Source organism: Nocardia sp. BMG111209 (assembly GCF_000381925.1).
Taxonomy (GTDB): domain Bacteria; phylum Actinomycetota; class Actinomycetes; order Mycobacteriales; family Mycobacteriaceae; genus Nocardia.
Genome location: NZ_KB907307.1, coordinates 751,846 through 777,030 on the forward strand (window position 1 = coordinate 751,846; position 25,185 = coordinate 777,030).

23 protein-coding genes are annotated in these 25,185 nt (G+C 70.3%); 17 read left to right on the forward strand and 6 right to left on the reverse strand.

What is annotated here, in order from left to right:
- Positions 1-104: 104 nt before the first annotated feature.
- From G361_RS0103330 to G361_RS0103375, 10 genes are all read left to right on the forward strand, one after another.
- On the forward strand, positions 105-1,328 hold the full coding sequence (locus G361_RS0103330; RefSeq protein WP_019925628.1) for a PTS transporter subunit EIIC: 1,224 nt from the start codon (positions 105-107) through the stop codon (positions 1,326-1,328).
- The gene (locus G361_RS0103335; protein ID WP_019925629.1) at positions 1,325-1,588 is read left to right on the forward strand and encodes an HPr family phosphocarrier protein; all 264 of its coding nucleotides are present in this window, start codon (positions 1,325-1,327) and stop codon (positions 1,586-1,588) included. The genes G361_RS0103330 and G361_RS0103335 overlap by 4 nt, the downstream gene beginning before the upstream one ends.
- Complete coding sequence (gene ptsP / locus G361_RS0103340; protein ID WP_019925630.1) at positions 1,578-3,233, forward strand: phosphoenolpyruvate--protein phosphotransferase; 1,656 nt, start codon at positions 1,578-1,580, stop codon at positions 3,231-3,233. The genes G361_RS0103335 and ptsP overlap by 11 nt, the downstream gene beginning before the upstream one ends.
- Positions 3,234-3,264: 31 nt before the next feature.
- Positions 3,265-4,425 (forward strand): N-acetylglucosamine-6-phosphate deacetylase, encoded by a 1,161-nt coding sequence (locus G361_RS0103345; RefSeq protein WP_019925631.1) that lies wholly within the window; start codon positions 3,265-3,267, stop codon positions 4,423-4,425.
- A complete protein-coding gene (gene nagB / locus G361_RS0103350) occupies positions 4,413-5,195 on the forward strand; it encodes a glucosamine-6-phosphate deaminase (protein WP_019925632.1) in 783 nt (260 codons plus the stop codon). Before G361_RS0103345 ends, nagB begins: the two co-directional genes overlap by 13 nt.
- A 108-nt stretch (positions 5,196-5,303) precedes the next feature.
- A complete protein-coding gene (locus tag G361_RS51395; protein WP_036494448.1) occupies positions 5,304-5,705 on the forward strand; it encodes an SH3-like domain-containing protein in 402 nt (133 codons plus the stop codon).
- The gene (locus G361_RS51400) at positions 5,702-6,001 is read left to right on the forward strand and encodes an SH3-like domain-containing protein (RefSeq protein WP_019925634.1); all 300 of its coding nucleotides are present in this window, start codon (positions 5,702-5,704) and stop codon (positions 5,999-6,001) included. The genes G361_RS51395 and G361_RS51400 overlap by 4 nt, the downstream gene beginning before the upstream one ends.
- Positions 6,002-6,715, forward strand: a complete 714-nt coding sequence (scnC, locus tag G361_RS0103365) for a thiocyanate hydrolase subunit gamma (protein ID WP_019925635.1) — start codon at positions 6,002-6,004, stop codon at positions 6,713-6,715. It begins immediately after the preceding gene.
- Complete coding sequence (locus tag G361_RS0103370; RefSeq protein ID WP_019925636.1) at positions 6,712-7,041, forward strand: nitrile hydratase subunit beta; 330 nt, start codon at positions 6,712-6,714, stop codon at positions 7,039-7,041. The genes scnC and G361_RS0103370 overlap by 4 nt, the downstream gene beginning before the upstream one ends.
- Positions 7,042-7,169: 128 nt before the next feature.
- Entirely contained in the window at positions 7,170-7,919 is a 750-nt protein-coding gene (locus G361_RS0103375; RefSeq protein WP_155981282.1) for a hypothetical protein, read from the forward strand.
- Here the strand turns inward: G361_RS0103375 and G361_RS0103380 are convergent.
- The 4 genes from G361_RS0103380 to G361_RS0103395 all read right to left on the reverse strand — a co-directional run bounded on the left by G361_RS0103380 (position 7,916) and on the right by G361_RS0103395 (position 11,285).
- Positions 7,916-8,566: a helix-turn-helix domain-containing protein gene (locus tag G361_RS0103380; RefSeq protein WP_019925638.1), complete on the reverse strand. Its 651-nt coding sequence runs from the start codon at positions 8,564-8,566 to the stop codon at positions 7,916-7,918. The two genes, G361_RS0103375 and G361_RS0103380, sit on opposite strands and share 4 nt — an antisense overlap.
- A 34-nt stretch (positions 8,567-8,600) precedes the next feature.
- Positions 8,601-10,136, reverse strand: coding sequence for an aldehyde dehydrogenase family protein (locus tag G361_RS0103385; protein ID WP_019925639.1), 1,536 nt, complete (start codon positions 10,134-10,136; stop codon positions 8,601-8,603).
- A gap of 130 nt (positions 10,137-10,266) precedes the next feature.
- Entirely contained in the window at positions 10,267-10,455 is a 189-nt protein-coding gene (locus G361_RS0103390) for a ferredoxin (RefSeq protein ID WP_019925640.1), read from the reverse strand.
- A gap of 35 nt (positions 10,456-10,490) precedes the next feature.
- On the reverse strand, positions 10,491-11,285 hold the full coding sequence (locus G361_RS0103395; protein ID WP_019925641.1) for an SDR family NAD(P)-dependent oxidoreductase: 795 nt from the start codon (positions 11,283-11,285) through the stop codon (positions 10,491-10,493).
- Between the two features lie 181 nt (positions 11,286-11,466).
- Between G361_RS0103395 and G361_RS0103400 the strand changes: the two genes are divergently transcribed.
- Positions 11,467-13,173, forward strand: a complete 1,707-nt coding sequence (locus tag G361_RS0103400) for an amidohydrolase family protein (protein ID WP_019925642.1) — start codon at positions 11,467-11,469, stop codon at positions 13,171-13,173.
- A gap of 109 nt (positions 13,174-13,282) precedes the next feature.
- Positions 13,283-14,461 (forward strand): thiolase family protein, encoded by a 1,179-nt coding sequence (locus G361_RS0103405; protein ID WP_019925643.1) that lies wholly within the window; start codon positions 13,283-13,285, stop codon positions 14,459-14,461.
- Positions 14,462-14,558: 97 nt separating this feature from the next.
- Here G361_RS0103405 and G361_RS0103410 read toward each other — a convergent pair whose 3' ends face one another.
- Positions 14,559-14,963, reverse strand: a complete 405-nt coding sequence (locus G361_RS0103410) for a nuclear transport factor 2 family protein (protein WP_019925644.1) — start codon at positions 14,961-14,963, stop codon at positions 14,559-14,561.
- Complete coding sequence (locus G361_RS0103415; RefSeq protein WP_026342640.1) at positions 14,960-15,637, reverse strand: TetR/AcrR family transcriptional regulator; 678 nt, start codon at positions 15,635-15,637, stop codon at positions 14,960-14,962. Before G361_RS0103415 ends, G361_RS0103410 begins: the two co-directional genes overlap by 4 nt.
- 287 nt (positions 15,638-15,924) lie before the next feature.
- Here G361_RS0103415 and G361_RS0103420 point away from each other — a divergent pair, with 287 nt between their 5' ends.
- From G361_RS0103420 to G361_RS0103440, 5 genes are all read left to right on the forward strand, one after another.
- On the forward strand, positions 15,925-17,100 hold the full coding sequence (locus G361_RS0103420; protein WP_019925646.1) for an aromatic ring-hydroxylating dioxygenase subunit alpha: 1,176 nt from the start codon (positions 15,925-15,927) through the stop codon (positions 17,098-17,100).
- An 8-nt stretch (positions 17,101-17,108) separates the two neighbouring features.
- Positions 17,109-18,749, forward strand: coding sequence for an amidohydrolase family protein (locus tag G361_RS0103425; protein WP_019925647.1), 1,641 nt, complete (start codon positions 17,109-17,111; stop codon positions 18,747-18,749).
- A 36-nt stretch (positions 18,750-18,785) separates the two neighbouring features.
- A complete protein-coding gene (locus tag G361_RS0103430; RefSeq protein WP_019925648.1) occupies positions 18,786-20,000 on the forward strand; it encodes a cytochrome P450 in 1,215 nt (404 codons plus the stop codon).
- A gap of 276 nt (positions 20,001-20,276) precedes the next feature.
- Positions 20,277-21,530 carry an amidohydrolase family protein gene (locus tag G361_RS0103435; protein ID WP_019925649.1) on the forward strand — a complete coding sequence of 418 codons (1,254 nt, stop codon included), beginning with the start codon at positions 20,277-20,279 and terminating at the stop codon, positions 21,528-21,530.
- On the forward strand, positions 21,527-25,030 hold the full coding sequence (locus G361_RS0103440; RefSeq protein WP_019925650.1) for an indolepyruvate ferredoxin oxidoreductase family protein: 3,504 nt from the start codon (positions 21,527-21,529) through the stop codon (positions 25,028-25,030). The genes G361_RS0103435 and G361_RS0103440 overlap by 4 nt, the downstream gene beginning before the upstream one ends.
- Positions 25,031-25,185: the final 155 nt, after the last annotated feature.

Consider the following 25,185-nt stretch of genomic DNA (forward strand, 5'->3'; position numbering starts at 1 on the left):
TCCATGCGTGTCGAGGGGGACGGGACTGGTCAGCGCCACGGGTATGCAGTTAATATCCAGCTACCATACCCGCTCGGCGACCCCAGGCACCCGCGAGGACCTTCATGGCCACTGCCGAACCCGGCGCCCGCAAGAGGCTCGACCTGTCCGGTTTGCAGAAGCTGGGCCGCAGCCTGATGCTGCCGATCGCCACGCTGCCCGCGGCCGGGCTGCTGCTGCGGCTCGGGCAACAGGACATGCTCGGCCGCTGGACGGCCACGCAGGGGGTGGCCGCCGTGCTGGCCGGGGCGGGTGGCGCGCTGATCGACAACCTGCCGCTGCTGTTCGCCCTCGGCATCGCGATCGGCTGGGCGAAGAAGGCCGACGGCTCCACCGCGCTGGCCGCGGTGGTCGGCTATCTGGCGTTCGGGGGCGTGCTGAAGGCGATGTCGCCGGTGGTGCTGCGCGGGAAGACCGACGCGCAGGGCGGACAGGAGTTGGTCAACTTCGGGGTGCTCGGCGGCATCGTGATGGGCCTGACCGCGGCAATCCTCTGGCAACGCTATCACCGCACCACGCTGCCGGACTATCTCGGCTTCTTCTCCGGCCGCCGCCTGGTGCCGATCCTCACCGCCGCCGCGGCCGTCGTGCTGGGGGTGCTGCTGTCGTACGTGTATCCGGCCTTCCACGCGGCGCTGACCTGGCTGGGAAATACGGTGTCGCACAACGCCGTCGCCGGTGGCGGCCTGTTCGGACTGGCCAACCGGCTGCTGCTGCCGCTGGGCCTGCACCACATCCTGAACTCGGTGGTGTGGTTCGTGATCGGCGACTATCACGGCGCCCACGGCGACATCTCCCGCTTCCTCGCCGGTGATCCGGACGCGGGCACCTTCATGACCGGCTTCTTCCCGATCATGATGTTCGGCCTGCCCGCGGCGGCCCTGGCGATCTGGCGCAACGCGCGGCCGGAACACCGGAAAGCGGTGGGCGGCATCATGCTTTCCGCGGGGCTGACCTCCTTCGTCACCGGTATCACCGAACCGCTGGAGTTCTCGTTCATCTTCGTGGCCTGGCCGCTGCTGGTGCTGCACGCGCTGTTCACGGCGTCCTCGATGGCGCTGACCAACGCGCTCGGCATCCACGACGGCTTCACCTTCTCCGCGGGGGCGATCGACTATCTGCTGAATTTCGGCAAGGCCCGGCGCGGTTGGTTGCTGATCCCGATCGGGCTGGGCTACGCGGTGCTCTACTACGCCGTCTTCGGCTTCATCATCCGGCGCTGGAATCTGCAGACCCCGGGCCGGGAACCCGACGAGGACCAGATCGAGAAGGAGAACGTCGCACAATGATCACCCGCACCGCCGTGGTCGCGGCCAAGACCGGCCTGCACGCCCGTCCCGCCGCGCTGTTCGCCAAGGCCGCCGCCGAATCGCCGGTGCCGGTGCGGATTTCGGTCGGCGACAAGACGCCGGTGGCGGCCGGCAGTCTGCTGCAACTGATGACCCTCGGCGTCGAATGCGGCGATACGGTGACGCTGCACGCCGAGGACGGCGCCGACGAGGTGCTGGAGCGGCTGGCCGGAGTGCTGGAGACCGATCTTGACCACTGAACTGCACGGCGTCGCCGCCGCACCCGGACTCGTGGTCGCCCCGGTGAAATGGCTGGCGCCCGCGCCGGTCACCAGCGCCGACGATCCGCGCGGCGCCGATCCGGATGCCGAGATCGCCCGCGCCGACACCGCTCTGGCGACGGTGTCCGGACGCTACGCCGCGCTGGCCGAGCGCGCCGAGGGCCCCGCCGCCGACATCCTCACCATGACCGCCGCACTCGCCGCAGATCCCGCGCTGCGTGACGAGGTACATGCCGGGATCCGCGCCGGCGAGCCGACCGCGCACGCGGTGAGCGGCGCGGTCGCGCACTTCGCCGGGCAACTGGCCGCCCTGGGTGGCCTGATGGCCGAACGGGTCACCGACCTGCACGACGTCGGCGCGCGCGTGGTGGCGGAACTGCTCGGCGTGGATCCGCCCGGAATCCCGCACGCCGCAACGCCTTTCGTCCTCGCCGCGGACGATCTGGCCCCGGCCGACACCGCCACGCTGGACCCGGAACACGTGGTCGGGCTGCTCACGGTGGCCGGCGGGCCCACCTCGCACACCGCGATTCTGGCCAAGGCCCTGGGCATTCCGGCCGTGGTGGCCTGTCCGCGCGCGGTCGAGGTGGCCGAGGACACCGAGGTGCTGCTCGACGGCACCACCGGCCTGGTCGAGCTCGCACCCGACCCGGCCCGGCGCGCAACGGTTTCCGAGCTGCGCGACCGCCGCGAGCGGGCCGCCACCGGACCCGGCCGCACCGCCGACGGCCACTCCGTACCACTGCTGGCCAATGTCGGCAACGCCGCCGACGCGCGGCTGGCCGTCGAATTCGGCGCCGAGGGCGTGGGCCTGCTGCGCACCGAATTCCTGTTCCTGGACCGGCAATCCGCACCCACCATCGCCGAACAGACCGCCCACTACCGGGAGATCCTCGCGATCCTCGGCGACCGGCCGGTCACCGTCCGGACCCTCGACGCCGGCTCCGACAAACCGCTGCCGTTCCTGCACCTGCCGGCCGAACCGAATCCGGCCCTCGGCATCCGCGGAATCCGGTTGCGCGACATCGACGAAGGGTCGCTCTACGAACAGCTGGCGGCGATCGCCTCCGCCCGCGCGGCGACCGGCACCCCGGTGAAGGTGATGGCGCCGATGGTCGCCACGGTGGAGGAGGCGCGCCGCTTCGCCGCGGCCGCGCGCGGCGCCGGGCTGACCGACTGCGGCATCATGATCGAGGTCCCCGCCGCCGCCACCCGCGCCGAATTCCTCGGCGCCGAGGTCGATTTCTTCTCCATCGGCACCAACGACCTGTCGCAGTACCTGTTCGGCGCCGACCGGATGTCCTCGGCCCTGGCCGCCCTGCACGACCCGTGGCAACCGGCGCTGGCCGCCACCGTCGCCGCCGTGGTCGCGGGCTCGCGCGGCGACGAGATCCCGGTCGGCGTCTGCGGCGAGGCCGCCTCCCATCCCGAATTCGCCTGTGTGCTGGTCGGACTCGGCGTCTCGACGCTGTCGATGGCGCCCCGTTCGCTGCCGGCCGTGCGGGCCGCGCTGTCCGCGGTCACCCTCGACCAGTGCCGGGCGGCGGCCGTCGCCGTCCTCACCGAGGCCACCGCCGCCGACGCCGCGCGCGCCGCCCGCCTGGAACTGGCGGCCACGGGATGAGCGCCGCCGAACTCCGGACGCCCGGTACCGGGTGACGACCGTACTGCGCGGCCGGGTGGTGACCGGGACCGAGGCGGGGGCGATCACGGACGCGGTGGTGGCCTTCGACGGGCCCACGATCGAATTCGTCGGTCCCGCCGAGGAATTCGAGGGCGATCTGCCGCCGGTCGAACCGGTGCTGGTGCTGCCCGGACTGGTGGACGTGCACTGCCACGGCGGCGGCGGTTTCGGCTTCCCGGACGCGGACGAGGCGGGGATCGCGGCGGCCGCGGCGTTCCATCGGGGGCGCGGCACCACCACCCTGGTCGGTTCCCTGGTGTCGGCGACCGAGGCCGAACTCGCCGAGCGCATCGGCATATTGGGCAAGGCCGTGGACGACGGGCTGCTGGCCGGGATCCATCTGGAGGGACCGTTCATCAGCGTGCACCGGCCCGGTGCGCACGCCCCGGACCGGATCGTGCCCGGCGATCCGGCGATGTTGCGGCGGTTGCTGGAACGGGCGGACGGGCGCGTGGTGTCGGTGACGATCGCACCCGAGACCGAGAACTTCGACGAGCTCGGCGATCTGGTCGCGGAGGCCGGGGCGGTGCTGTCGCTCGGGCACACCGTCGCCGATTACGCGCGCTCCTCGCATGCGCTGTGGCGCGGCGGCCGGATCTCGGTGACCCATCTGTGCAACGGGATGCCGACGCTCGAGCACCGGCACCCGAACTTCCTCACCGCGGCGCTGTCCGCGGCCGCGCACGGGGTGGCGGTCGCCGAGGTGATCGGCGACGGCGTGCATCTCGCCTACGGCACCGTGCGGATGCTGTTCGATACCCTCGGCGCCCGGCACATCGCGCTGATCACCGACGCGATGGCCGCCGCCGGGCAGCCGGACGGCCGCTACCGGCTCGGTAGCCTGGATGTGGTGGTGACCGACGGGGTCTCGCGCCTGGACGGCCCGGACGGGCCCGGCGCCATCGCCGGTGGCACCGCGTCCGCGTCGGATGTGCTGCGGCGCACGGTGTTCTGCGCCGCGGTCGACCTGTGCTCGGCGGTCACGGCGGCGTCCGCTACCGGGGCCCGCCTGCTCGGCCGCGCGCATCGCATCGGCGCGCTGCGGCCCGGAGCCGCCGCCGACGTGCTGGTGACCGATACCCGGCTGTGGCCGGTACGCGTGTACAAGGAAGGAGCCCTGTGGAACTCGTGATCGCCGACGACGCCGCGGCCGCGGGCCGGCTCGCGGGTGGCATCATGGCCGACCACATCGGCGGCGGTGCGCACGCGATCGGCCTGGCCACCGGATCGTCACCGCTGGGCGCCTATCGCGAGCTGATCCGCCGGCATCGCGCGCAGGGCCTGAGTTTCCGGCAGGTGCAGGCGTTCCTGCTCGACGAGTACATCGGCCTCCCGCCGGGCCATCCGCAGTCGTACGCGCGCTACATCCGCGACGAATTCACCTCGCACGTCGACATCGCCGACGCCGCGGTGCACAGCCCCGACGGCAACGCCGCCGACATCCCTTCCGCCGCAGCGAGTTACGAGCAGATGATCGCCACCCGCGGCCCGATCGCGGTGCAGATCCTCGGCATCGGCGGCAACGGCCACCTCGGCTTCAACGAGCCCGGTTCGTCGCTGCGCTCGCGCACCCGGGTGAAGACGCTGACCCCGAAGACCCGCGCCGACAACGCCCGCTTCTTCGGCGACGACCTGTCCCGGGTGCCGACCCACGTCCTCACCCAGGGCCTCGGCACCATCGGCGACGCCGGGCATCTGCTGATGATCGCCACCGGCGCGGCCAAGGCCGAGGCCGTCGCCGCCGCCGTGGAGGGCCCGGTGTCGGCGTTCTGCCCGGCCTCGATCCTGCAGATGCATCCGCACGTCACGGTGATCGTGGACCCGCCCGCCGCCGCCTACCTGCGGGCGATCGACTATTACCGGTTCGCGTTCACGAACAAGCCCGCGTGGCAAGGATTCTGAGCCCGGCGGCGGGTGGCGTATACTGATTGTGCGTTTTTCCTGGCAGCGATGAATATCGACGGTCGGAAAGCGGGTGACGTTATGTCGTCGAGTGTGCAGTTCGATCTGATGCAGCGGCGAGTATCCGATATCGGCCCGGTGGAGCGTACGCCACTGGACTCGCCGTACACGATATCCACCGATCTCTACGAGGCGTTGCGGCATATTCCGCACGATGTCGGCGGTCAGGCCGATCTACCGGTTCCCTACCTCGAGAAGGAGGAGGAGAACTGGGAGATGAACACCTACGTCACCTGCGAATGTCTGGCGTGGCGCGGAGTGTGGAATGCGGAAATGCGGCGACGCGCGGAGAACGATCTGGGTGCGACATTGTATTTCGGTCTGCCGTACTATGCGCGATGGGCCACGGTCGCCACGAAGACCCTGATCGATCAGGGGCTGATCACCCCCGACGAATTGTCCGCGAAAATCGATGAGGTGCGCGCCCGCCTGCGGAAGGCGGCATCATGACCCGTTTCGAGATCGGCGACCGGGTCACCGTGCGGGACGCCACGACGTTGTTCCACACCCGTACGCAGGCCTACACGCGCGGATGTACCGGCGTGGTGGTCGAGCATCGGCCCGACTGGATCATTCCGGAGGACGAGGCGTGGGGCCGCGACCGCGACGGCCGCACGGAGCCGTTCTATGTGGTGCGCTTCCGGCAGTCCGAATTGTGGTCGGACTATACGGGTTTCGAGATCGATACGCTCGAAACCGAATTCAGCGAACGTTGGCTCGAGCCCGCGGAGGAGGCGGCGACATAGATGGGCGCACATCATCATCACCACGGTAACGGTCACTCGCACGACGACCACGAACCCATTCGGGAGGCACCGGAGATCAGCGAATTCGAGGTGCTGGAACTGGCTGTCCGGGAACTGTCCATCGAGAAGGGACTCTTCTCGGCCGAGGACCATCGTCGGTTCTCGGAATGGGCCGAGAACATCGGTCCGGCGGGCGGTTCCCGGCTCGTCGCGAAGGCCTGGACGGATCCGGAATTCAAGCGGCGACTGCTCGACGACGGCACCGCGACGTGCGCCGAGGTCGGTATCGATTGGCGGGATCCGACGGGTAAGGGCACGCCGAGCGATTACACGTACTTCTACGTCCTGGAGAATACGCCGGACGTGCACAACGTGATCGTCTGCACGCTGTGTTCCTGCTACCCGCGCCCGGTCCTCGGCATGTCGCCGGACTGGTATCGCACCCCGAACTACCGGCGCCGGCTCGTGCGCCGGCCCCGGGAGGTACTGGCCGAGTTCGGATTGCACGTGCCGCCGAGTGTGGAAGTGCGGGTGCATGATTCGAACCAGAAGTCGCGTTTCATGGTCATGCCGATGCGGCCGGCGGGGACCGACGACTGGACCGAGGCGGAACTCGCGGCCATCGTCACCCGCGACACCATGATCGGGGTGGCCGTGCCGCAGGTCGACTGGACCGCCACCCGCGCGCCGTCCGAGCTCGGAGGTCACCGATGACCGGCCCGTACCGGGTGTTGCTCGACGCGTCGGCGGGCCTCGCCGGCGAGCCACCGCAGACGCTGCCGGGGATGGAACGCCACCGCGCGCCGTGGGAGTCCAGTATGCAGGCGACCTGCGAATGCCTGTCCTGGCGTGGGGCGCTGGACAATCTCGAGCGCAGGCGGGCCGAGGATGTCCTCGGTGCGTCGCTGTACCGGGAATTTCCCGTGCACACCCATCCGGCGCTGGTGGCCGCGCACACCCTGCTGGACAAGGGCCTCATTGCGGAGGAGGAGCTGAGCCGCAAGATGCGCGAGGTGCGGGCCCGGCTGGAGGAGGACTGAGAGACAAACAAGTCAAGTGGCTTGTTTAATAACTTGTCTGTGAGTTACGGTTTCGAGTGCGGGTGCCGCCGGTCCACCGGGGCGGCGGCACCCGGTCCGCCGTCCGGCGCATCGAAACGGAGCACGTCATGTTCACGGCCCTGTCCCTCCTCTGGTTTCTCGTCGTCCTCTCCGTCGCCGCGGTCGCGGTCGTGACGGCGCTGTCCCTGTACGCCGCGGCCGTCGCCGCCGGTTCCGGCCGCGAGGTCGCGCGGCGGATCGCCGCCGGATTCGGCCTGGTCTGGCTGGTCTGGGCCGCCGTCACCACCGCACTCGCGGCCACGCACGTCTACCGTTTCGCCGAGGATGCGGTGAAGCCCTGGCTGGCAGCGGGTTTCGCGGTTCCGGTGATGATCCTGCTCGCGCTGTCGCGGATTCCGGCGGTCACCCGGGTGCTGTCGCATCCCGCCGCGCGGGTGCACCTGATCCGGCCGCACGAGGTGCGGATCATGGGTGTCGTCTTCCTGCTCGCGCTGGCCCTGCGGGATCTGCCCCCGTTGTTCGCGTGGCCCGCCGCCCTGGGCGATATCGCGATCGGCTGGTCCGCGACGCGGCTGATCCGCGGCGTGCGGGCCGGCGGCGCGGAGCGGAAGACGTTGTGGCTGAACCTCTTCGGGATGCTCGACTTCGTCGTCGCGTTCGCGATCGGCATCCTCGCCGCGCCGGGGCGGGCGCAGGTACTGCACCTCGCGCCGTCCACCGAGCAGGTGTCGGTGCTACCGCTGGTGCTGGTGCCGACGGCCGCGGTGCCGGTGCTGTTCACGCTGCACGTGCTCTCGCTGGCGAATTCGCGTGCGGTGGCGCCGATCCCGGCGGTCGCGGCGGCGGCCCGGTCCTAGCGCGCGGACAGCGCGAACATGCGCCGGAACCGATCCACCGCCTCGGCGTCGCCGTCGAAACGCAGTCGCGGGGACAGTTCCCGGCGCAGTTCGGCTGTACCGGAACGGAAGCGGACGAGGTCGCCGGCGCCGGCGGTGAGCCGCACCGCGGGCGCCGCGCGGCCCGGCCCGAGAATGCCGTCCCGGACCGAGAATTCGAAGACCCGGCCGCCGATCGTCGCCTGATAACCGGTGGCGTCGGCCGGCGCGTGGGACGGATCGAACGCCAGCAGGACACCGGCGAGGAAGCCGTTGAGCGGCGTCGCGTCCGCCCCGTCGTCCGGCGGCGCCACCATCGGCAGGCCGAACCAGGCCAGCGACTGCAGGACGGGAAATACTCGCCGCCAACCGGTCTCGCTCATCGAGTAGACCGTGCGGGCGACCGGCGGCGGCAGTTCGGTGCGCTCGATCAGCCCCGATTCCTCGAGCTCCCGCAGCCGGTCGGCGAGCAGGTTGGTGGCGATGCCCGGCAGCTCGGCGCGCAGATCGCTGTACCGCCGTGCGCCGCCGAGCAGTTCGCGGAAGATCAGCAGGGTCCACCGCTCGCCGAGGGCGTCGAGCCCCTTCGCGATCGGGCAGTTCTGGTCGTAGCTGCGCCGTTTCTGCACGAAAGAAACTCTACCAACCGGACAAATTAGTTGTTCACGACAGCAGGCGGCGGAGCACCCTGTTGCCGAAGCCGTGTTTGATCACCAGCTCCAAGCTGCGAATCGTCTTGTCCGAGTAGGGATACCAGATACTCTCCTGCTTCGGCTGCCAGCGGTCGATCAGGATCGGCAGCGCATGGGTGAAGCCGCGCAGCGCGTCGAGGCCGTTGACGTGGCCGAGGCCGCTGTTCTTGCGGCCGCCGAACGGGGCCTCCGGCACGCCGTAGATGACGGACGCGTCGTTGTGCACCACCGAGCCGGTGTTCAGGCGGGTGGCGATGCTGCGGGCCTTGGCCGCGTCCTTGGTGAACACCGAACCGCTGAGGCCGTACTGCGAGTCGTTGGCCAGGCGGATCGCCTCGTCCTCGTCGCGCACCCGCATGATCGCGGCGACCGGGCCGAAGGTCTCCTCGGTCATGATCTCCATGTCGTGGTTGGCGTCCACGATCACGGTGGGCTGGAAGTACAGGCCGTTACCGGCCGCGGGTGCGCCGCCGACCACGATATCGGCGCCCTTGGCCTTCGCGTCGTCGACGTGGCGGGCCACCACATCCATCTGGCGGTCCCAGAACAGCGGGCCCATATCGGTGTCGCCGGGACCGTAGGTGACCTCGGCGGCGCGCTTGGACACCAGCCGGATGAACTCGTCGGCGACGCTGTCCACCACGTAGATCCGCTCGACGCTCATGCACACCTGACCGGTGTTGAACATCGACAGGTACACCGCGCCGGCGGCCGCGCGGTCGAGATCGGCGTCGGCGCAGACGATCATCGCGTCCTTACCGCCGAGTTCCAGCGTGCAGGGCAGCAGCCGCTCGGCGCAGGCCGCGGCGATCCTGCGCCCGGTGCCCACGCTGCCGGTGAAGCACACCTTGTCGATCTCGGCGGCGACCAGCGCCGCGCCGGTCTCGCCGTCGCCGTGCACGACCTGCACGACATCGGCGGGGACGCCGGCCTCGTGCAGGATCTTCACCGCCCACTCGCCCGAGCGCGGGGTGACCTCCGAGGGCTTCAGCACGGCGGTGTTGCCGGCCAGCAGCGCCTGCACGACGGGGTTGAGCGACAACACGAACGGGCCGTTCCACGGGGTGATCACGCCGACCACGCCGAGCGGCTGATAGTGCACGAACAGCTTCTTCATCGACTTCAGATAGCCGTGCAGCGGCTGCCGGTGCGGCTTCAGATCGCGCGGCGCGCGATGGGTCCAGAACGCGAGGAAATCGCACGACGGCACGATCTCCACCGCCAGCGCCTCGGTCTGCGGCTTCCCGGTCTCCGCGCGGACGGTCGCGATGATCTCGTCGCGCCGGGCCACCAGCACATCGATCGCCGAGCGCAGGATGGCGGCGCGCTCGGCCACCGGCCTTGCCGCCCAAGCGGGTTGGGCCGCGCGCGCCCGCGCCACCGCCGCCGCCACGTCGTCGGCGGTGCTCACCTCCACCTCGTCGATGCGGTGGCGGTCCACCGGACTGTCCAGGACGAGCCGGCGTCGGTCACCGGCGGCCGCCGGGGCGGATTGAACGATGGCCATGATCTGCTCCTCACCCAGTGCCGAGACTGCAACTGGTTCTCTTTGTAAGGTAGCGGATCCGGCTGGGCAGATCTCTACATCAGGCGCATAAAAATGACACCTGTTTCAGAAGTGTGGCGGGCAGGTCCCGTCAGGTGAGCAGGATGGCCCGTTCGGGGCAGTTGTCGGCGGCCTCCCGGGCCTTGTCCCGGAGCTCGGCGGGGACGTCGGCGACCAGGACGGTGCCGTGGCCCTCGGCGTCGAGATCGAAGACCTCGGGGCAGATCTCCCAGCAGCGGGCGTGGCCCTGGCAGCGATCGGGATCGACGGCGACGTGCATGAACGGTATCTCCTCGGCGTGGTGGGGAATTCGGATCAGAAGGTGGCGGCGACGGCCCACGGGCCCTCGGTGAACGGGCGGCCGAGCACTTCCATGCTGAAGACGATACGGCCGGTGACCGCCGCCGGGTCGGACGTGCACAGCACGTGGGCGGCCTCGGGCATGGCGTCGTCCGGCTCGACCGGCGCGTTGTCGGGGGTGTGCGGCGAGACCACGGCCACGCCCGGGGTCATCACCAAACCCGAAGTGCCGAGCGAATTCACGCTCACGCCGGTGCCGTGCAGCTCGGCGGCCAGGCCGGTGGTGAGGCGGTCCAGGGCGGACTTGTACATGCCGTAGGGCACGCAGCCGTCCTTGGCCCACTCCGGATACGGCGGGCCGAGCGGGTGGCGGGCCTGTTTGGAGGTGATGTTGAGGATCCAGCCGCGGCCGCGGTCGACCATGCCCGGCGCGGCCAGCTGGCACAGCCGGAACGGCGCGGTGACCATGATCTGCTGCATCACCGCGTTGCGGCGCGGCGGCACGTCCAGCGCCGGGCCGTAGAAGTTGACCCCGGCGTTGTTCACCAGCGTGTCGACCGGGCCGAGGGCCTCCTCGGCGCGGGCCACCACGGTGTCGAGATGCCCGGGGTCGGTGAGGTCGGCCGGAATCGCCGCCGCCCGGCCGCCGGCCGCGCGGATGTTCTCGACCACCTCTTCGATCGAGCCGGGCAGGCGCGATTCGCCCGGGCCCGCCGTGCGGGCGACCACCGCCACCGCGGCGCCCGCGGCCGCGAACCGCTCGGCGATCCGCGCGCCGATGCCGCGGCTGGCGCCGGTGACTATGGCCACGCGGCCGTCCATCGATCCCACAACTGCTCCCCGCGACAACGTTCGCCGGCGCCCTTCGCCGGACCGGGCCTCATGGTAGCAAAGTAAGTACCCACTTTCTCTAGATATCCGGGACCCGGCCCGGCTATCTTGAGTGAGTACCTGCTCAGTAGTGGCCGTGTGCCCCGGAAGGACGTGAATCATGCACGACGTCGTGATCCGTGGCGGTGAGGTGGTCGACGGGACCGGCGCGGCCCCCCGGCGCGCCGACATCGCCGTCGACGGCGACCGGATCACCGCGGTGGGCTCGGTGCCCGAACCCGGCCGGCGCGAGATCGATGCCGAAGGACGTTACGTCACACCCGGTTTCGTCGATGTGCACACGCATCTGGATGCCCAGCTGTTCTGGGATCCGCTGGCCACCCCGTCCTGCTACCACGGCATCACCACCGTGGTGATGGGCAACTGCGGGGTCACCTTCGCGCCGGTGCGCGCCGGGCAGGAGGGGTACCTGGCGGCGATGATGGAGTCGGTGGAGGACATTCCGGCCGACACCATCATGGCCGGGCTGGACTGGGGCTGGCAGACCTACGGCGAGTATCTGAAACAGCTGGGCGGCAGGCGATTCGGGCTCAACGTCGGTGGCCTGGTCGGGCACAGCGCGGTGCGGTACCACGTGATGGGGGAGCGCGGGCTCGACGAGCAACCGGCCGGCCCGGACGATATCGCCGCGATGGCGGCGCTGGTCGGTGAGGCGATCGACGGTGGGGCACTGGGCTTCTCGACCTCGCGGACCTACATGCACACCGTGCCCGACGGCCGCCCGGTGCCGGGCACCTTCGCCGCCGAGGACGAACTGGCCGCCATCGGCGCGGTCCTCGCCGAGCGCGGCCGCGGCACCTTCCAGGTGGTGCCCCGCATCGGCGAGCGCGACGGCGCCGAGCGCGCGAACTCCCGTGCCGAGATGGCCTGGATGGAGCGGGTGAGCCGGGAATCCGGTCGCCCCCTTGCCTTCTCGATCATGCAGAGCGATCGCCGGCCCGGACTGTGGGCCTGGGTGATGGACGAGGTGTCCGCCGCGCGCGGCCGCGACGCCGATCTGCGCCCGATGACCGCGGTGCGCGGCAGCGCCATCCTGTACGGCCTGGTGGGCCGGACCCCCTACGACTCGCTGCCGGAATGGGCGGAGCTGATGGCGCGGCCGTTCGAGCAGCGGCTGGCCGCACTGGCCGAGGAGCCGGTTCGCAAGCGGCTGGCCGACGCCGCCGAACGCCCGGTCGAACTGTCCGGGCCGCTGGCGCCGAAGGATCCGTCGAAGATGTACCTGATGCCGCCCGGCTCCGCCGAATACGACGTCAGCGCCGCCAACAGCCTTGCCGCGGAAGCGGATCGGCGGGGAGTGAGTGCCGCCGCGGCGCTGCTCGACTATTTCGTCGAGACCGCGGGCCGCGGACTGCTGTACTACCCGGTGCTCAATCAGGATCTGGCCGCGGTGGCCGCGATGATCACCAATCCGGACGTGGTGATCGGGGTGGCCGACGCCGGGGCGCACGTCGCGCTGACCATGGACGCCGGCAATTCGACCTTCTTCCTCAAGCACTGGGTGCGCGAGCGGGCCCTGCTCGACATCGGCACGGCGATCCGGAAACTCACCTACGAGGGCGCCGACCTGTTCGGCATCCCGGACCGCGGGGTGCTGCGGCCCGGTGCGTACGCCGACGTCAACGTGCTCGATCTGGAACGGCTGGATCTGTTCGTCCCGGAGATGGCGTCCGATTTCCCGTTGGGCGCGAACCGATTCGTGCAGCGGGCCCAGGGCTACGACTACACCCTGGTCAACGGCGTGGTCCTGGTCGACCACGACGAACTCACCGGCGAGTTGCCGGGCCGGATCGTGACCGCCGCCTGACCGGCGGTGGTTGCCAGGAACATACCGTTGTCCTTACCGTCTTCACTACAGAAGCTGAATTCGTCAGCAGCGCGAACACGTTCGCAGACACAGAAATGAGGTGAGTCCGATGAGCCGGGAAGCGGTGATCGTCGCGGGCGCTCGGACCGCGATCGGGACGGCGTTCAAGGGCACGCTGGTCGACACGGATGCCTTCGAACTCGGCACGGCCGCCGTCGCGGAGGCGGTCCGGCGGTCGGGCCTCGAGCCGGAACTGGTCGACGACGTGGTGATCGGCGAGTCGCTGTACGGCGGCGGCGCGATCGCCCGGTACGTCGCGATCGAGGCGGGCCTGGTGAACGCGCCGGGTATCGCGCACAACCGGCACTGTGCCTCGGGCCTGTCCGCGGTGCAGACCGCGTCGGCCTCGGTGCTGGCGGGGATGGACCGGGTGGTGATCGCCGGTGGCGCGCAGTCGAGTTCGACCTCGCCGAAGGCCAGCCGCCGGATCCCGGGCACCGACGAATGGGACGAGCGCTGGCTCGCGCCGAGCCACCGCGGCACCCCCGACGCTCCGATCGACGATATGGGCATCACGGTGGGCTGGAACACCGCGGTGCGCGCGAAGCTGACCCGCGCCGATATGGACGAGTGGGCGCTGCGGTCGCACGCGCGCGCGATCGCCGGGATCGATGCCGGGTCGTTCGTCGACGAGATCGTGCCGATCGAGGTCACCCGCCGCGACGGCAGCACGCTCACCTTCGCCGTCGACGAACATCCGCGCCGCACCACGACTCTGGAGAAGCTGGCCTCGCTCAAGCCGCTGCATCCGGAGATCGAGGGCTTCAGCATCACCGCGGGCAACGCCTCCGGCGTGAACGACGCCGCGGCCGCGGTGGTGATCACCGACGGTGACCTCGCCCGCGACCGCGGCCTGCAGCCCCTGGCCGTGGTGCGGTCCTGGGCCTCGGTCGGCGTCCCGCCGGTGGAGACCGGGCTGGCCCCGTCGCCCGCGATCCGCAAGGCGCTCGGCCGGGCCGGGCTCGCCGTCGGCGATGTGAAGCTGTGGGAGATCAACGAGGCCTTCGCCTCCGTGGCCGTGGCCGCGACCCGCGAACTCGGCCTGGACGAGGATACGGTGAACGTGCTCGGCAGCGGCTGCAGCCTGGGCCATCCGATCGCCACCACCGGCACCCGGATGATCCTCACCCTGGCGCACGAATTGCGCCGCCGCGGTGGCGGTATCGGCGTGGCCGCGATGTGCGCCGGCGGCGGCATGGGCAGCGCCGTGGTGATCGAGGTGCCGTAACCGCCCCGGCGGTCACGGAAATCGTTGCGGCGCCGGTGCACTCGTCCTCAGGGGAGTGCACCGGCGCCGATTCGTCGGGGCCGGTGGCTACCGCCGATCAGGCGGCGATACCGAGGGTGCCCAGCAGCAGATGCGTATCCTGTTGGAACACACGGATTTCGGTGACCCGGCCGGCGTCGATGCGGAACAGTTCCACCACGTCGACGGTGGCGGCCCGGCCCGAGTCCTTGGCCGTCCAGGTCTGGGTGGTGAGCTGTACGACCGCGGCGCCGTCGCCGAAAATCCGTGGGGCGGTGATGGTCCGGTCCCAGTAGCGGGCGAAGGCGGCGCCCATCGCGGCGACCCCGTCGTGGCCGGAGTACCAGCCGCCGTGCGGCAGGGAGGCGGGCTGCTCGATCCGGATCTCCGGATCGAACAACTGCATCGCACCCGCGCCGTCGCCGGCGGAGAAGCGGCGGTTCAGTTCGGTGACCACCGCGACACCCTCGCTCGCCGTGCTCATTTCAGCTCCGCGACGGCCTCGAGGGTCGGGAAGAAGCCCTTGATGGTGCCCTCGGACAGCAGCGCGACCGAGCGGCCGCGGTTGGCCTTCTTGCCGTGCTTGTTCTCCAGCGCCTGCATCAGGGCGATGCCCATCACCGCGCGCGCCGAGATGTCCGGCGACTCGAACGGGAAGCCGTAGCGGTCCTCGACCTCGCGCCACGCCTCGGCCAGGCGGTCCATCGCGGTGGCGAAGGTGTCGCGGTAGAAGCGCTTGGCCACCTGGGGATCTCCGAACAGCACCAGGCCCAGCAGCGGCAGCACCTCCTCGAGCGTCGAGATCAGTTGCTTGTAGAGACCTTTCATGGTCTCCAGCTGGCGCGCGGCGTTGAGCGGACCGTCCTTGTCGACCAGCGCTGTGGCCGCGACCAATTCGTCGATGGCGGACTCCAGCGGCTCCACCACCGCCTCGAAGAACAACTGGTCCTTGCTCTCGAAGTGGCGGTAGATGATGCCTTCGCTGATCCCGCTGTGCTCGGCGATCATCTTGACCGTCGTACCGTTCATGTCACCGGTCTCGGTGAACGCGCGGCGTGCGGCGGCGAGGATGGAACTCTTGCGCGCCTCGGCGGTCATGCGTCGGCGTACCGGCGGGGTGTCGCTGCCGGACGGCGGAATCGTGCCGGTCCTGGCCACGGGGCCTCCTCGTGTCGCGGGGGGTTTCCGCTGCCGCGGAACGCAGGTGAGTGGGTACACACTCTATCGTAATGTGCGGGCATCGATGGTCGGGTTGGCGTGGTGTCGGTCACCCGTTTTGCCCGGTGAGCGCGTTGTCGAGGCGGGCTTGCTGAGTAAGTGATTACTGTCTAAACTGCCGTAGGGACAGTGACTCCGGTCACCGTGATCTTTCGGCGGTGTGGCGGCGCGCACAAGACCGGCGTCTCCGCCATTCCGCCGCCGGACGAGGCCGAGCAGGGAAAGTCATGGACAGACAAGCGCTGGAATACCAACTCGCGCACAGATTGCTGGATCACCTCGAGCATCGGACCACCGATCTCGCCGACAGCATTCTCGAATTGCCGACGGACATCTACTCCGCGGAGCGGCACCGCGAGGAGCTAGACGTGCTCTTCCACCGGCAGCCGGTGGTGCTGTGCCTGTCGGGCGCGCTGCCCGGCCCCGGCACCTACCGCACGGTGGACCTGTGCGGCACCCCGATCCTGCTGACCCGGGACGAGAACGGGAAGGTACGCGCGCTGGCCAACGCCTGCCGGCACCGCGGTGTGCGGGTGGTCGACGGCGCGGGCGCGGCGAAGCGGTTCACCTGTCCCTTCCACGCCTGGACCTACGACCTCGAGGGCAAACTCGTCGCGGTCACCTCGAGCGAGTTCTTCACCGGATTGTGCACGGAGGACAAGGGTTTGGTGGAACTGCCGGTCGCCGAGGGCTACGGCCTGATCGTCGGCCGGTTGCGTCCCGGCGACCCGATCGACATCGACGACTACCTCGGTCCCGGACTGGTGGACGAGCTGGCGATGCTCGATTTCGCCGACTGGCAGATCTTCAGCGAGCCGCATGTGCATGCGGTGGGCGGGAACTGGAAGGTCACCCTGGACACGTTCCGGGAGAACTATCACTTCCGGTTCCTGCACCGGCGCACCCTCGCCACCTACGCGCACGGCGGTGTGCTGACCTTCGACTCGTTCGGCCCGCATCTGCGCAACTGCTCGGCGCTGAAGTCGATCGACGCGTTGCACGAACTCCCCGAAGCGGAATGGGGCGACGTCGGGCAGCACATCAGCCTGCAGTACGCGCTGTTCCCGAACACCAACATCACCTTCGACAGCCGGCACGTCGAGCTGTGGCAGATCGTGCCGATCGACGAGAAGTCCTGCGAGGTGGTGCACACCGCGTATCTGCGTCCGGGCCTGTCCGACGCGGAGCGGGAGAAGTACGCGGAGATGGCGCCGTGGATCTGCGAAACCGTCGTCGACGGTGAGGATTTCTGGGTCGCGGCCCGGACCGAGCCGGGTATCCGGGCCGGCGCGCTCGACTCGATCCTGTTCGGCCGCAACGAGCCCGCGCCGCAGCACCTGCACCGCGGGTTCGAGACGGCGCTGGAGTCGGCCCGCGAATCGGCTGTCCCCCAGGGAAAGTGAGAATTTCGATGGATCTGCTGCTGCGCGGCGCCCGCGTCATCGACGGCACCGGTGAGCCCGCACGGGCCGCCGACGTCGCGGTGACCGGCGACCGCATCACCGCCGTCGCCGGGCCCGGCGAGCTCACCCCGGGCCCCGGCACCCGGGTGGTCGACCTGGACGGCCTGGTGCTCGCGCCCGGATTCATCGACGTGCACACGCATTACGATGCCCAGATCCTCTGGGACGGCGACCTCACGCCGTCGAGCTGGCACGGCGTGACCACGGCGATCATGGGCAACTGCGGTTTCGGCGTGGCACCCACGCTGCCGCCGCACCGGGAGATCATCGTCCGCACCCTGGAGAACGTCGAGGGTATGTCGATGGAGGCGCTCAACGCCGGAATCGACTGGTGCTTCGAGACTTTCCCGCAGTACCTGACCGCGCTGGAGGCCCGGCGCAAGCGCCTGAACGTGGGCGCCTTCCTCGGGCACACGCCGCTGCGGCTGTTCGTGCTCGGCGGCGAGGAGCGCGCGGCCACCGCCGCGGAACTCGAGCAGATGCGCACGCTGGTGCGGGAAGCGCTGGCCGCCGGTGCGATCGGGCTGTCCACCTCGCGGCAGCCGGCCCACCAGGGTGCGTTCGGCCGGCCGGTACCCAGCCGGTTCGCGGAGGTCGACGAGGTCGACACGCTCGCGGCGGTGCTGGGGGAGTCCGGCAAGGGCGTGCTGCAGGTGTCGATCGGCCCCGGGATGTTCCTCAACGAGTTCTCGGATCTGTCTGTGCGGCACGGTATTCCGGTCACCTGGACCGCGCTGGTGACCCGCACCGACAAGCCCGGCGCGGCACTGCGCACGGTCGCGCGCGGCGGTGCGCTGCCCGGCGAGGTGTATCCGCAGATCGCCTGCCGGCCCATCGTCATGCAGTTCACCCTCGCCGATCCCACCACCCTGGGCGAGATCGACGAGTGGAAGGAAGTGCTGGGCCTGCCCCGCGCCGAGCGATTCGCCCTGTACCGCAACGCCGAATGGCGCGACCGGGCCCGCCCGGCCACGCTGGCGAAGTGGGCGCACCGCTGGCCGAAGGTCGATGTGGACGAGACCGGTGCGCACCGTGACGTGGTCGGCATCCCGCTGGATCGGCTCGCCGCCGCGCGCGGCACCACCCCCTTCGACGTGATGCTGGATCTGGTCCTCACCGACACCGCCACCACCCGGTTCCGCGTGGTGCTGGAGAACGACGCCGAGGACGAGATCGGAGATCTGCTGGCGGACAAGCGAACCCTGCTCGGGCTGTCCGACGCGGGGGCGCACGCCAGCCAGCTCTGCGACGCCTGCTACTCGACGCATCTGCTCGGGTACTGGGTGCGCGAGCGCAAGGCGATCGGCCTGGAGGACGCGGTGTGGCGGCTGACCGGCCAGCCCGCCAAGGCCTTCCGGATCGCCGAGCGCGGCCTGATCGCGCAGGGGTACTACGCCGACCTCGTCGCCTTCGATCCGGCCACGATCGGCACCACCCCCATCGAGCGCGTCCACGACCAGCCCGGCGACGCGGACCGATTGATCGTGCGCAGCACCGGTGTCGAGCACATGTGGGTCAACGGGGTCCCGACGCGGGAGTCCGGTGCCGATCTGGCCGACGCCGCCGGCGGCCGGCTGGTCCGCAGCTGATCCGACCGCAGACCATCCCGAGAAAGTGATCCGCATATGACCTCGACCGACGCCACGCGCTTGTCCGACGACTGGTGTCAGCATCACTTCGACCACCTCTCCCCGGAGCTGGCGGCCGATATGCACCCGACGATGGCCCGGATGCGCGAACTGTGCCCGGTCGCGCACAGCGATTCCTACGACGGCTTCTGGGTGGTCTCCCGCTACGACGACGCGCTGGCGGTCGCGCAGAACTGGCAGGCGTTCAGTTCCGCGCACGGATTGTCGGTGACCTCCGGCGGGGGTTCGGTGCGCAACCTGCCGGTGGAGGCCGATCCGCCGGTGCAGCGGCTCTACAAGAGCCTGATCAACCCGCATTTCACCCCGGCGGTGGTGGCCGAATGGGAACAGCCGACCCGGGAGCTGGTGACCCGGCTGATCGATGAGTTCATCGAGGCCGGTACCTGCGATTTCATGGACGCGTTCGCCCGGCCGTTCCCGAGCCTCGGCTTCTTCGAGCTGGCCATCAACGCCCCGGCCGACGAGATGGCGGCGGTCGCGAAACTGGCCTCCACCTCGTCCAATCCGACCGCGCCGAACGCCCGCGAGAGCTGGGCGGGCCTGTACGCGTGGGTGCGCAACTTCCTCGCCACCCGGCGTGAGCAGCCGCCGAAGGGCGATGTGGTGGACGCGGTGATCGCCGCCGAGATCGAGGGCCGGCCGATCGGCGAGGACGAGGCCATCGGCGTCGTCCAGTTGCTGATCCTCGGCGGCCTGGAGACCACCGCGGGCGCGCTGGGTCAGATGCTGGTGCGGTTCTGCCGGGAGCCGGAGATCCCGGCGCTGCTGCGGGAGCGGCCGAGCCTGATCCCGAAGGCGGTCGAGGAACTGCTGCGGCTGGACACCTCGTTCGTGTCGGTGGGCCGCACCGCGGTGCAGGACGCCGAGGTGGGCGGGTGCCCGATCGGCAACGGCGACAAGGTGCTCATCCACTGGGCGTCGGCCAACCGCGACGCCGCCGAGTTCCCGGACCCGGATCGCTTCGATCTGGACCGAACCCGTAACCGGCACTTCGCCTTCGGCGCCGGCCCGCACCGCTGCGCCGGATCCAACCTGGCGCGCTTGAACATTCGCATCGCGCTGGAGGAGATCCTCACCCGGCTCGGCGATATCGCACTGGTCGACGAGGACGCCATCGTCTACCACGCCGGGCTGACCCGCACGCCCCTGCACCTGCCGATCAGCTTCACCCCGGGCGCCCGGCTGGGCTGACCGCCGGGATCCGGACAGACGCCCGCCGCGGTCCCGCCGCGGCGGGCGTTCGTGTCGCCGGGCCGGTGGTCCGAGCGGGTATTCGCCGGATTCCGGCCGAAATGCGCGCCGGGCGGATTATCGTCCGGGAACGGCATCGGGATGACCTGCGGGATCAGCGCCGGCGACGCCCGTCCGGAGCGCCGATCATTCCGGACGAATTCTCCGGTTGGGCAGCGCGGGGCTCCGCGGCGCGGTTAAGATAAGTAAGTATTCGCTCAATCAGGAGGTAGGACGATGGGCGAGCGGACGCTGCTGACCAACGCGCGCATCCTCACCTGTAACGGCGATCCCGCCGAGAAACTCGCGGCCGGATCGGTTCTGATCGAAGACGACCGCATCGCCGAGGTGCGCTTCGGCGACGGATTCGAGGTCGACCCCGCCGCGGTGCGGGTGGTGGATCTGCACGGGGCCACCGTGCTGCCGGGCCTCGGCGACGCTCACACCCACATCAGCTGGCCGCTGGACTTCGTGTTCGACCACGGCGCGGTGGCCGCGGCGCCGGAGGGTAAACACCTGCTGGACGTGGCGGCGGTCGCGAAAACCTATCTGGAGAGCGGCTATACGCTGATCATCGGGGCGGGCGCGACCCAGCCGGACGACGATCTGCTGATCAAGGACGCGATCGATCGCGGAATTCTGCCCGGCCCGAAGCTGATTCCGTGCGGTCCGATGATCGCGGAGGCCGGTGGGCTCGGCGCCGACGGCGGGATGATGGAGGTCGTCGCCACCGCGGCGGAGCTGCGCGAGGTGGTGCGCCGGCAGTGTGAGCGCGGGGTGCGGTCGCTGAAGCTGTTCATCTCCGGCGACGGTGTGATGCCGCAGTTCCCGTCCGAGGACATCTACATGAACGACGAGATGCTCACGGCCGCAGTCGAAGAGGCGGACCGGCACGGCGCCTTCGTCACCACCCACGCGCGCGGCTCGGCCAGTGTGGCGATGGCCGCGCGCACCGGCGTGCGGATCGTCCACCACGCCTGCTTCCTCGACGATGTGGCGCTCGCGGCGCTCGAGGCCCGGCACGGCGACGTGTGGGTGTGCCCCGGACTGCACTACCTCTACGCCATGGTCAGCGGGCACGCCGAACCGTGGGGCATCTCGGAGGAGAAGATCGAGGCCTCCGGATATCGCGACGAATTCCGTTCCCAGGTCGACGGATTGCACAAGCTGAAGGCCGCCGGGGTACCCATCCTGGCCGGCGGCGACTTCGGACACCAGTGGACCCGGCACGGTACCTACGCCGCGGAACTGCAACGATACGTGGAGTTGGTGGACATGACGCCGGTGGAGGCGATCCACACCGCGACTCGCAACATGGGGGCGGTCACCGGACTCGAGGTGGGGCAGGTGCGCGCCGGTTATCTGGCGGATCTGCTGATCGTGGACGGTGATCCGACCGCCGACGTGACCGTGCTGCAACGGCCGGAACTGCGCCGCGCGGTCCTCAAGGACGGCGCGTTCGCCTACGTCAACCCCGAGGTCTATCCGTGACCATCACCGAACGGACCCCGACCGAGGTGATCCTGTCGGGAGCGGAAACCCTGGTGCGCCTGCTGGTCCTGCGGCATCGCCTGGACGAGCGGGACGGCCTGAACACCGCCACCATGATCTCCGGCTATCCCGGATCCCCTCTGGGCGGAGTCGATCTGGTCCTGAACCAGCGGACCGCCGAACTGGCCGAGCATCGAATCCTGCACCGCCCCGGGCTGAACGAGGAACTGGCGGTGGCCACGGTGTGGGGCAGCCAGATGGGTGCGGTGGTGCCCTACGAGGGTGTCGACGGCGTCGCGGGCGCCTGGTACGGCAAGGGTCCGGGCCTGGACCGCAGCGGCGATGCGATGAAGCACGCCAACGCGATGGGCGCCGGTCCCAACGGTGGCGTCGTGATGTTCTGCGGCGACGATCCGAGTTCCAAATCCTCGACGCTGGCCTGCGACAGCCAGTACACCTTCGCCGACGCCTGTATGCCGGTGCTGTATCCCGGTGATCAGCAGGACGTGCTCGATCTCGGCGTGCACGCGTTCCGGATGTCGCGGCAGTCCGGCGCCTGGGTGGGCCTGAAGATGGTGACCGCCGTCGCCGACGGCGTCGGCACGGTGGACCTCGATCCCGCGCGGCACGAGAGTGGTTTCGGCGGACCACTCTTCGTGGACGGCACGCCGTGGACGCATCAGCCGCTGGCGCGGATCGGGCCGCACGCGGTGCCCGATCAGGAAGCGCTGGTGACCGATCGGCGGCTGCGGGCCGCGCAGGCGTACGCGCGGCAGCACGATCTGGACCGGGTGTCCGGTGCGGCGCCGGGTGCGCGGCTCGGCGTGGTCTGCGCCGGTAAGACGTATCTCGATGTGCGGCAAGCGTTCTCCGATCTCAGCTACGACGATCCGGCCGATGCCGGGGTCCGGGTGCTGAAACTCGCGATGACCTTCCCGCTGGTCGAGGAGACCGCGATCGAGTTCGCCGCCTCGGTGGACCGGATCGTGGTGATCGAGGAGAAGCGGCCGTTCGTCGAACATCAGCTGCGCGCGATCCTGCACGAGGCGGGCAGCCGGGTACCGGTCGCGGGTAAACGCGACGGCGCCGGGAAGCCGCTGACCTCGGCGGTGGGGGAACTGGACGCGGCCGCGGTGGGGAAGGCGCTGACCCGCCTGCTGCCCGATCTCGTGCGCGCGGAACCCGCGAGCGCGGCGGCCGGGGTGCGCATCGACCTGCCGCTGCTGGCGATTCCGCCGCGCGCGCCGGCGTTCTGCAGCGGCTGCCCGCACAACCGGTCCACCGTGGTACCCGACGGCGCGCTGGTCGGTGGTGGCGTGGGCTGCCACGGCATGGTGTATTTCGAAGCGCGGCAACAGGATACGCGGGCATTGCCGCCCACCCCGATGGGTGCGGAGGGGGTGCCGTGGATCGGGTTGTCGCCGTTCGTGTCCGAGCCGCACGTGATCCAGAACCTCGGTGACGGCACCCTGTCGCACTCCGGCACCCTCGCCATCCGCGCGGCCGTCGCCGCGAACGCGAACCTGACCTTCAAGATCCTCTACAACGCCGCCGTCGCGATGACCGGCGGCCAGGACGTCACCGGCCTGCTGGACGTGCCGTCGATGACCCGGGCACTGCAGGCCGAGGGTGTGCGCGAGATCGTGGTGTGCGCGGAGGAACCGCACCGCTACGGCCGCCGCGCGCGCTGGGCCGCCGGGGTCGAGGTACTGCACCGCTCCGCGCTGCCGAAGGTGCAGGAGCGGCTGCGCGAGGTACCCGGCGTCTCGGTGATCATCTACGACCAGCGGTGCGCCGCCGAGGCCCGCCGCCTGCGCAAGCGCGGCGAACTGCCCACGCCGCCACGGCGGGTCGTGATCAACGAGGCGGTCTGCGAGGGCTGTGGCGACTGCGCCGCCAAGAGCAACTGCCTGTCGGTCATGCCGGTGGAGACCGAATTCGGCATCAAACGGCAGATCCACGACGCGTCGTGCAACCGCGACTACACCTGCCTCGAGGGCGATTGCCCGTCGTTCGTGACGATCACCCCGCGCACCCGGCGATCCTGGTGGCCCGCGCGCGGCCGCCGGCGCGCGGTGCGGCGGCCCGCGCTGCCGCCGGGTGAACTGCCGGAACCGCGAATCGCGGAGCTGGACACCGTCTTCGGCATCTACTTCACCGGCATCGGCGGCACCGGCGTGGTCACCGCGGCGCGCATCCTCGCGCATGCCGCGGAGGCCGGGGGACTGGTGATCGGCGGGATGGACCAGACCGGCCTGTCGCAGAAGGCCGGTCCGGTGGTCTCGCATCTGCGACTGGCGAAGGACCGGGAGGCGTTGCGCGCCAACGCGGTCGGCGTCGGCGGCGCGGATCTCTACCTGTCCGGCGACATCCTGCAAGCCGCCGCCGCGAATCACCTCGCCAAGACCCGTCCGGGCCGCACCCGCGCGGTGGTGGACCGGTCGATCACCCCGACCCCGACCATGTCGCAGGCCGGGGCGGCCGCACCGGATCTCGCGAGCCTGGAGGCGGCGATCACCGCGACCGTCGGGGCCGACCGGTCGGTGCTGCTCGACACCGGCGATCTGGCCGCGCGGGTGTTCGCCGACAACCTGCTGGCGAACGTGATCCTGCTCGGCGCCGCCTTCCAGTCCGGTGCGCTGCCGCTGTCGGCCGCCGACCTGGATGCCGCCCTGCGGCGGCAGGGCCGGTCCGCGGAGTCCAACCGGGCCGCCTTCGAGTGGGGCCGCTGGGCCGTACACGATCCGGCCGCGGTCGCCGCGACCCTGGCCGAACACGCTGCGGCACAGGGTGTCCGGGATCTCAACGATCCCACCGACGCCGCGGTCGCCGCCGCCACGGAACTGGTCGGCGGCCGTACGCTGCCGACGGAGTTGCGCGCGTTGCTGATCCGGCGCGCGGCCCAGGTGACCGATCATCAGAACACCCGCCGGGCGCAGCGCTACCTCGACCTGGTGGAACGGACCGCGGCCACCGACGACGCGGACCACGATTGGGAGCTGACCCGCGGTGTCGCCGAGTCCTATCACCGGGTGCTGACCTACAAGGACGAGTACGAGGTGGCGCGGCTGCACCTGAACGCCGACTACGACCGTATCGCGAGCGATCTCGGCATCGACGGCGCGTATTCGGTGACCTACCACCTGCATCCGCCGATCCTGCGCCTGTTCGGCATGGAATCGAAGCTGCCGATGGGTAAGCCGTACGCCTGGGCGTTCCGCGGGCTGCGCCACCTGAAATCGTTGCGCGGCACACCCTTCGACTTCTTCGGCCTGCATCCGGACCGTCGCGTCGAGCGCGCGCTGATCGGCGAGTACGAGCAACTGGTCACCGAGGCCGTACTCGGCGACGCGAGCGCGGACTATCCGCACCGGGTCGAACTCGCGACCTCGATCCTGGAGGTGAAGGGCTACGCCGGGATCAAGGATCGGGCCGTCGAGCGCTGGCGGGAGCGGGTCGCGCGGTTGCGGCAGCCCGCCGACGCCGGGGTATCCGCGTGACGGTGCCGTGCGGCACCGGATCGTTGCCGGTGCAGTGGGTGTGCGGGTGTTCCCGCCGCGGTCCCGGTCCTGCGGCCGGGCCCTCGTGGCGGTGGCGCAGTGCCGGGCGGCGGCAGTGAGTGTGCCGTTCGGGCTGCGGTTCCGGGATCCCGGCG

Coding starts and splice junctions, on each gene's coding strand:
- G361_RS0103330 (WP_019925628.1), top strand. CDS start 105: ATGGCCACTGCCGAACCCGGCGCCCGCAAGAGGCTCGACCTGTCCGGT.
- G361_RS0103335 (WP_019925629.1), top strand. CDS start 1,325: ATGATCACCCGCACCGCCGTGGTCGCGGCCAAGACCGGCCTGCACGCC.
- G361_RS51395 (WP_036494448.1), top strand. CDS start 5,304: ATGCAGCGGCGAGTATCCGATATCGGCCCGGTGGAGCGTACGCCACTG.
- G361_RS51400 (WP_019925634.1), top strand. CDS start 5,702: ATGACCCGTTTCGAGATCGGCGACCGGGTCACCGTGCGGGACGCCACG.
- scnC (WP_019925635.1), top strand. CDS start 6,002: ATGGGCGCACATCATCATCACCACGGTAACGGTCACTCGCACGACGAC.
- G361_RS0103370 (WP_019925636.1), top strand. CDS start 6,712: ATGACCGGCCCGTACCGGGTGTTGCTCGACGCGTCGGCGGGCCTCGCC.
- G361_RS0103375 (WP_155981282.1), top strand. CDS start 7,170: ATGTTCACGGCCCTGTCCCTCCTCTGGTTTCTCGTCGTCCTCTCCGTC.
- G361_RS0103385 (WP_019925639.1), bottom strand. CDS start 10,136: ATGGCCATCGTTCAATCCGCCCCGGCGGCCGCCGGTGACCGACGCCGG.
- G361_RS0103390 (WP_019925640.1), bottom strand. CDS start 10,455: ATGCACGTCGCCGTCGATCCCGATCGCTGCCAGGGCCACGCCCGCTGC.
- G361_RS0103400 (WP_019925642.1), top strand. CDS start 11,467: ATGCACGACGTCGTGATCCGTGGCGGTGAGGTGGTCGACGGGACCGGC.
- G361_RS0103405 (WP_019925643.1), top strand. CDS start 13,283: ATGAGCCGGGAAGCGGTGATCGTCGCGGGCGCTCGGACCGCGATCGGG.
- G361_RS0103410 (WP_019925644.1), bottom strand. CDS start 14,963: ATGAGCACGGCGAGCGAGGGTGTCGCGGTGGTCACCGAACTGAACCGC.
- G361_RS0103420 (WP_019925646.1), top strand. CDS start 15,925: ATGGACAGACAAGCGCTGGAATACCAACTCGCGCACAGATTGCTGGAT.
- G361_RS0103425 (WP_019925647.1), top strand. CDS start 17,109: ATGGATCTGCTGCTGCGCGGCGCCCGCGTCATCGACGGCACCGGTGAG.
- G361_RS0103430 (WP_019925648.1), top strand. CDS start 18,786: ATGACCTCGACCGACGCCACGCGCTTGTCCGACGACTGGTGTCAGCAT.
- G361_RS0103435 (WP_019925649.1), top strand. CDS start 20,277: ATGGGCGAGCGGACGCTGCTGACCAACGCGCGCATCCTCACCTGTAAC.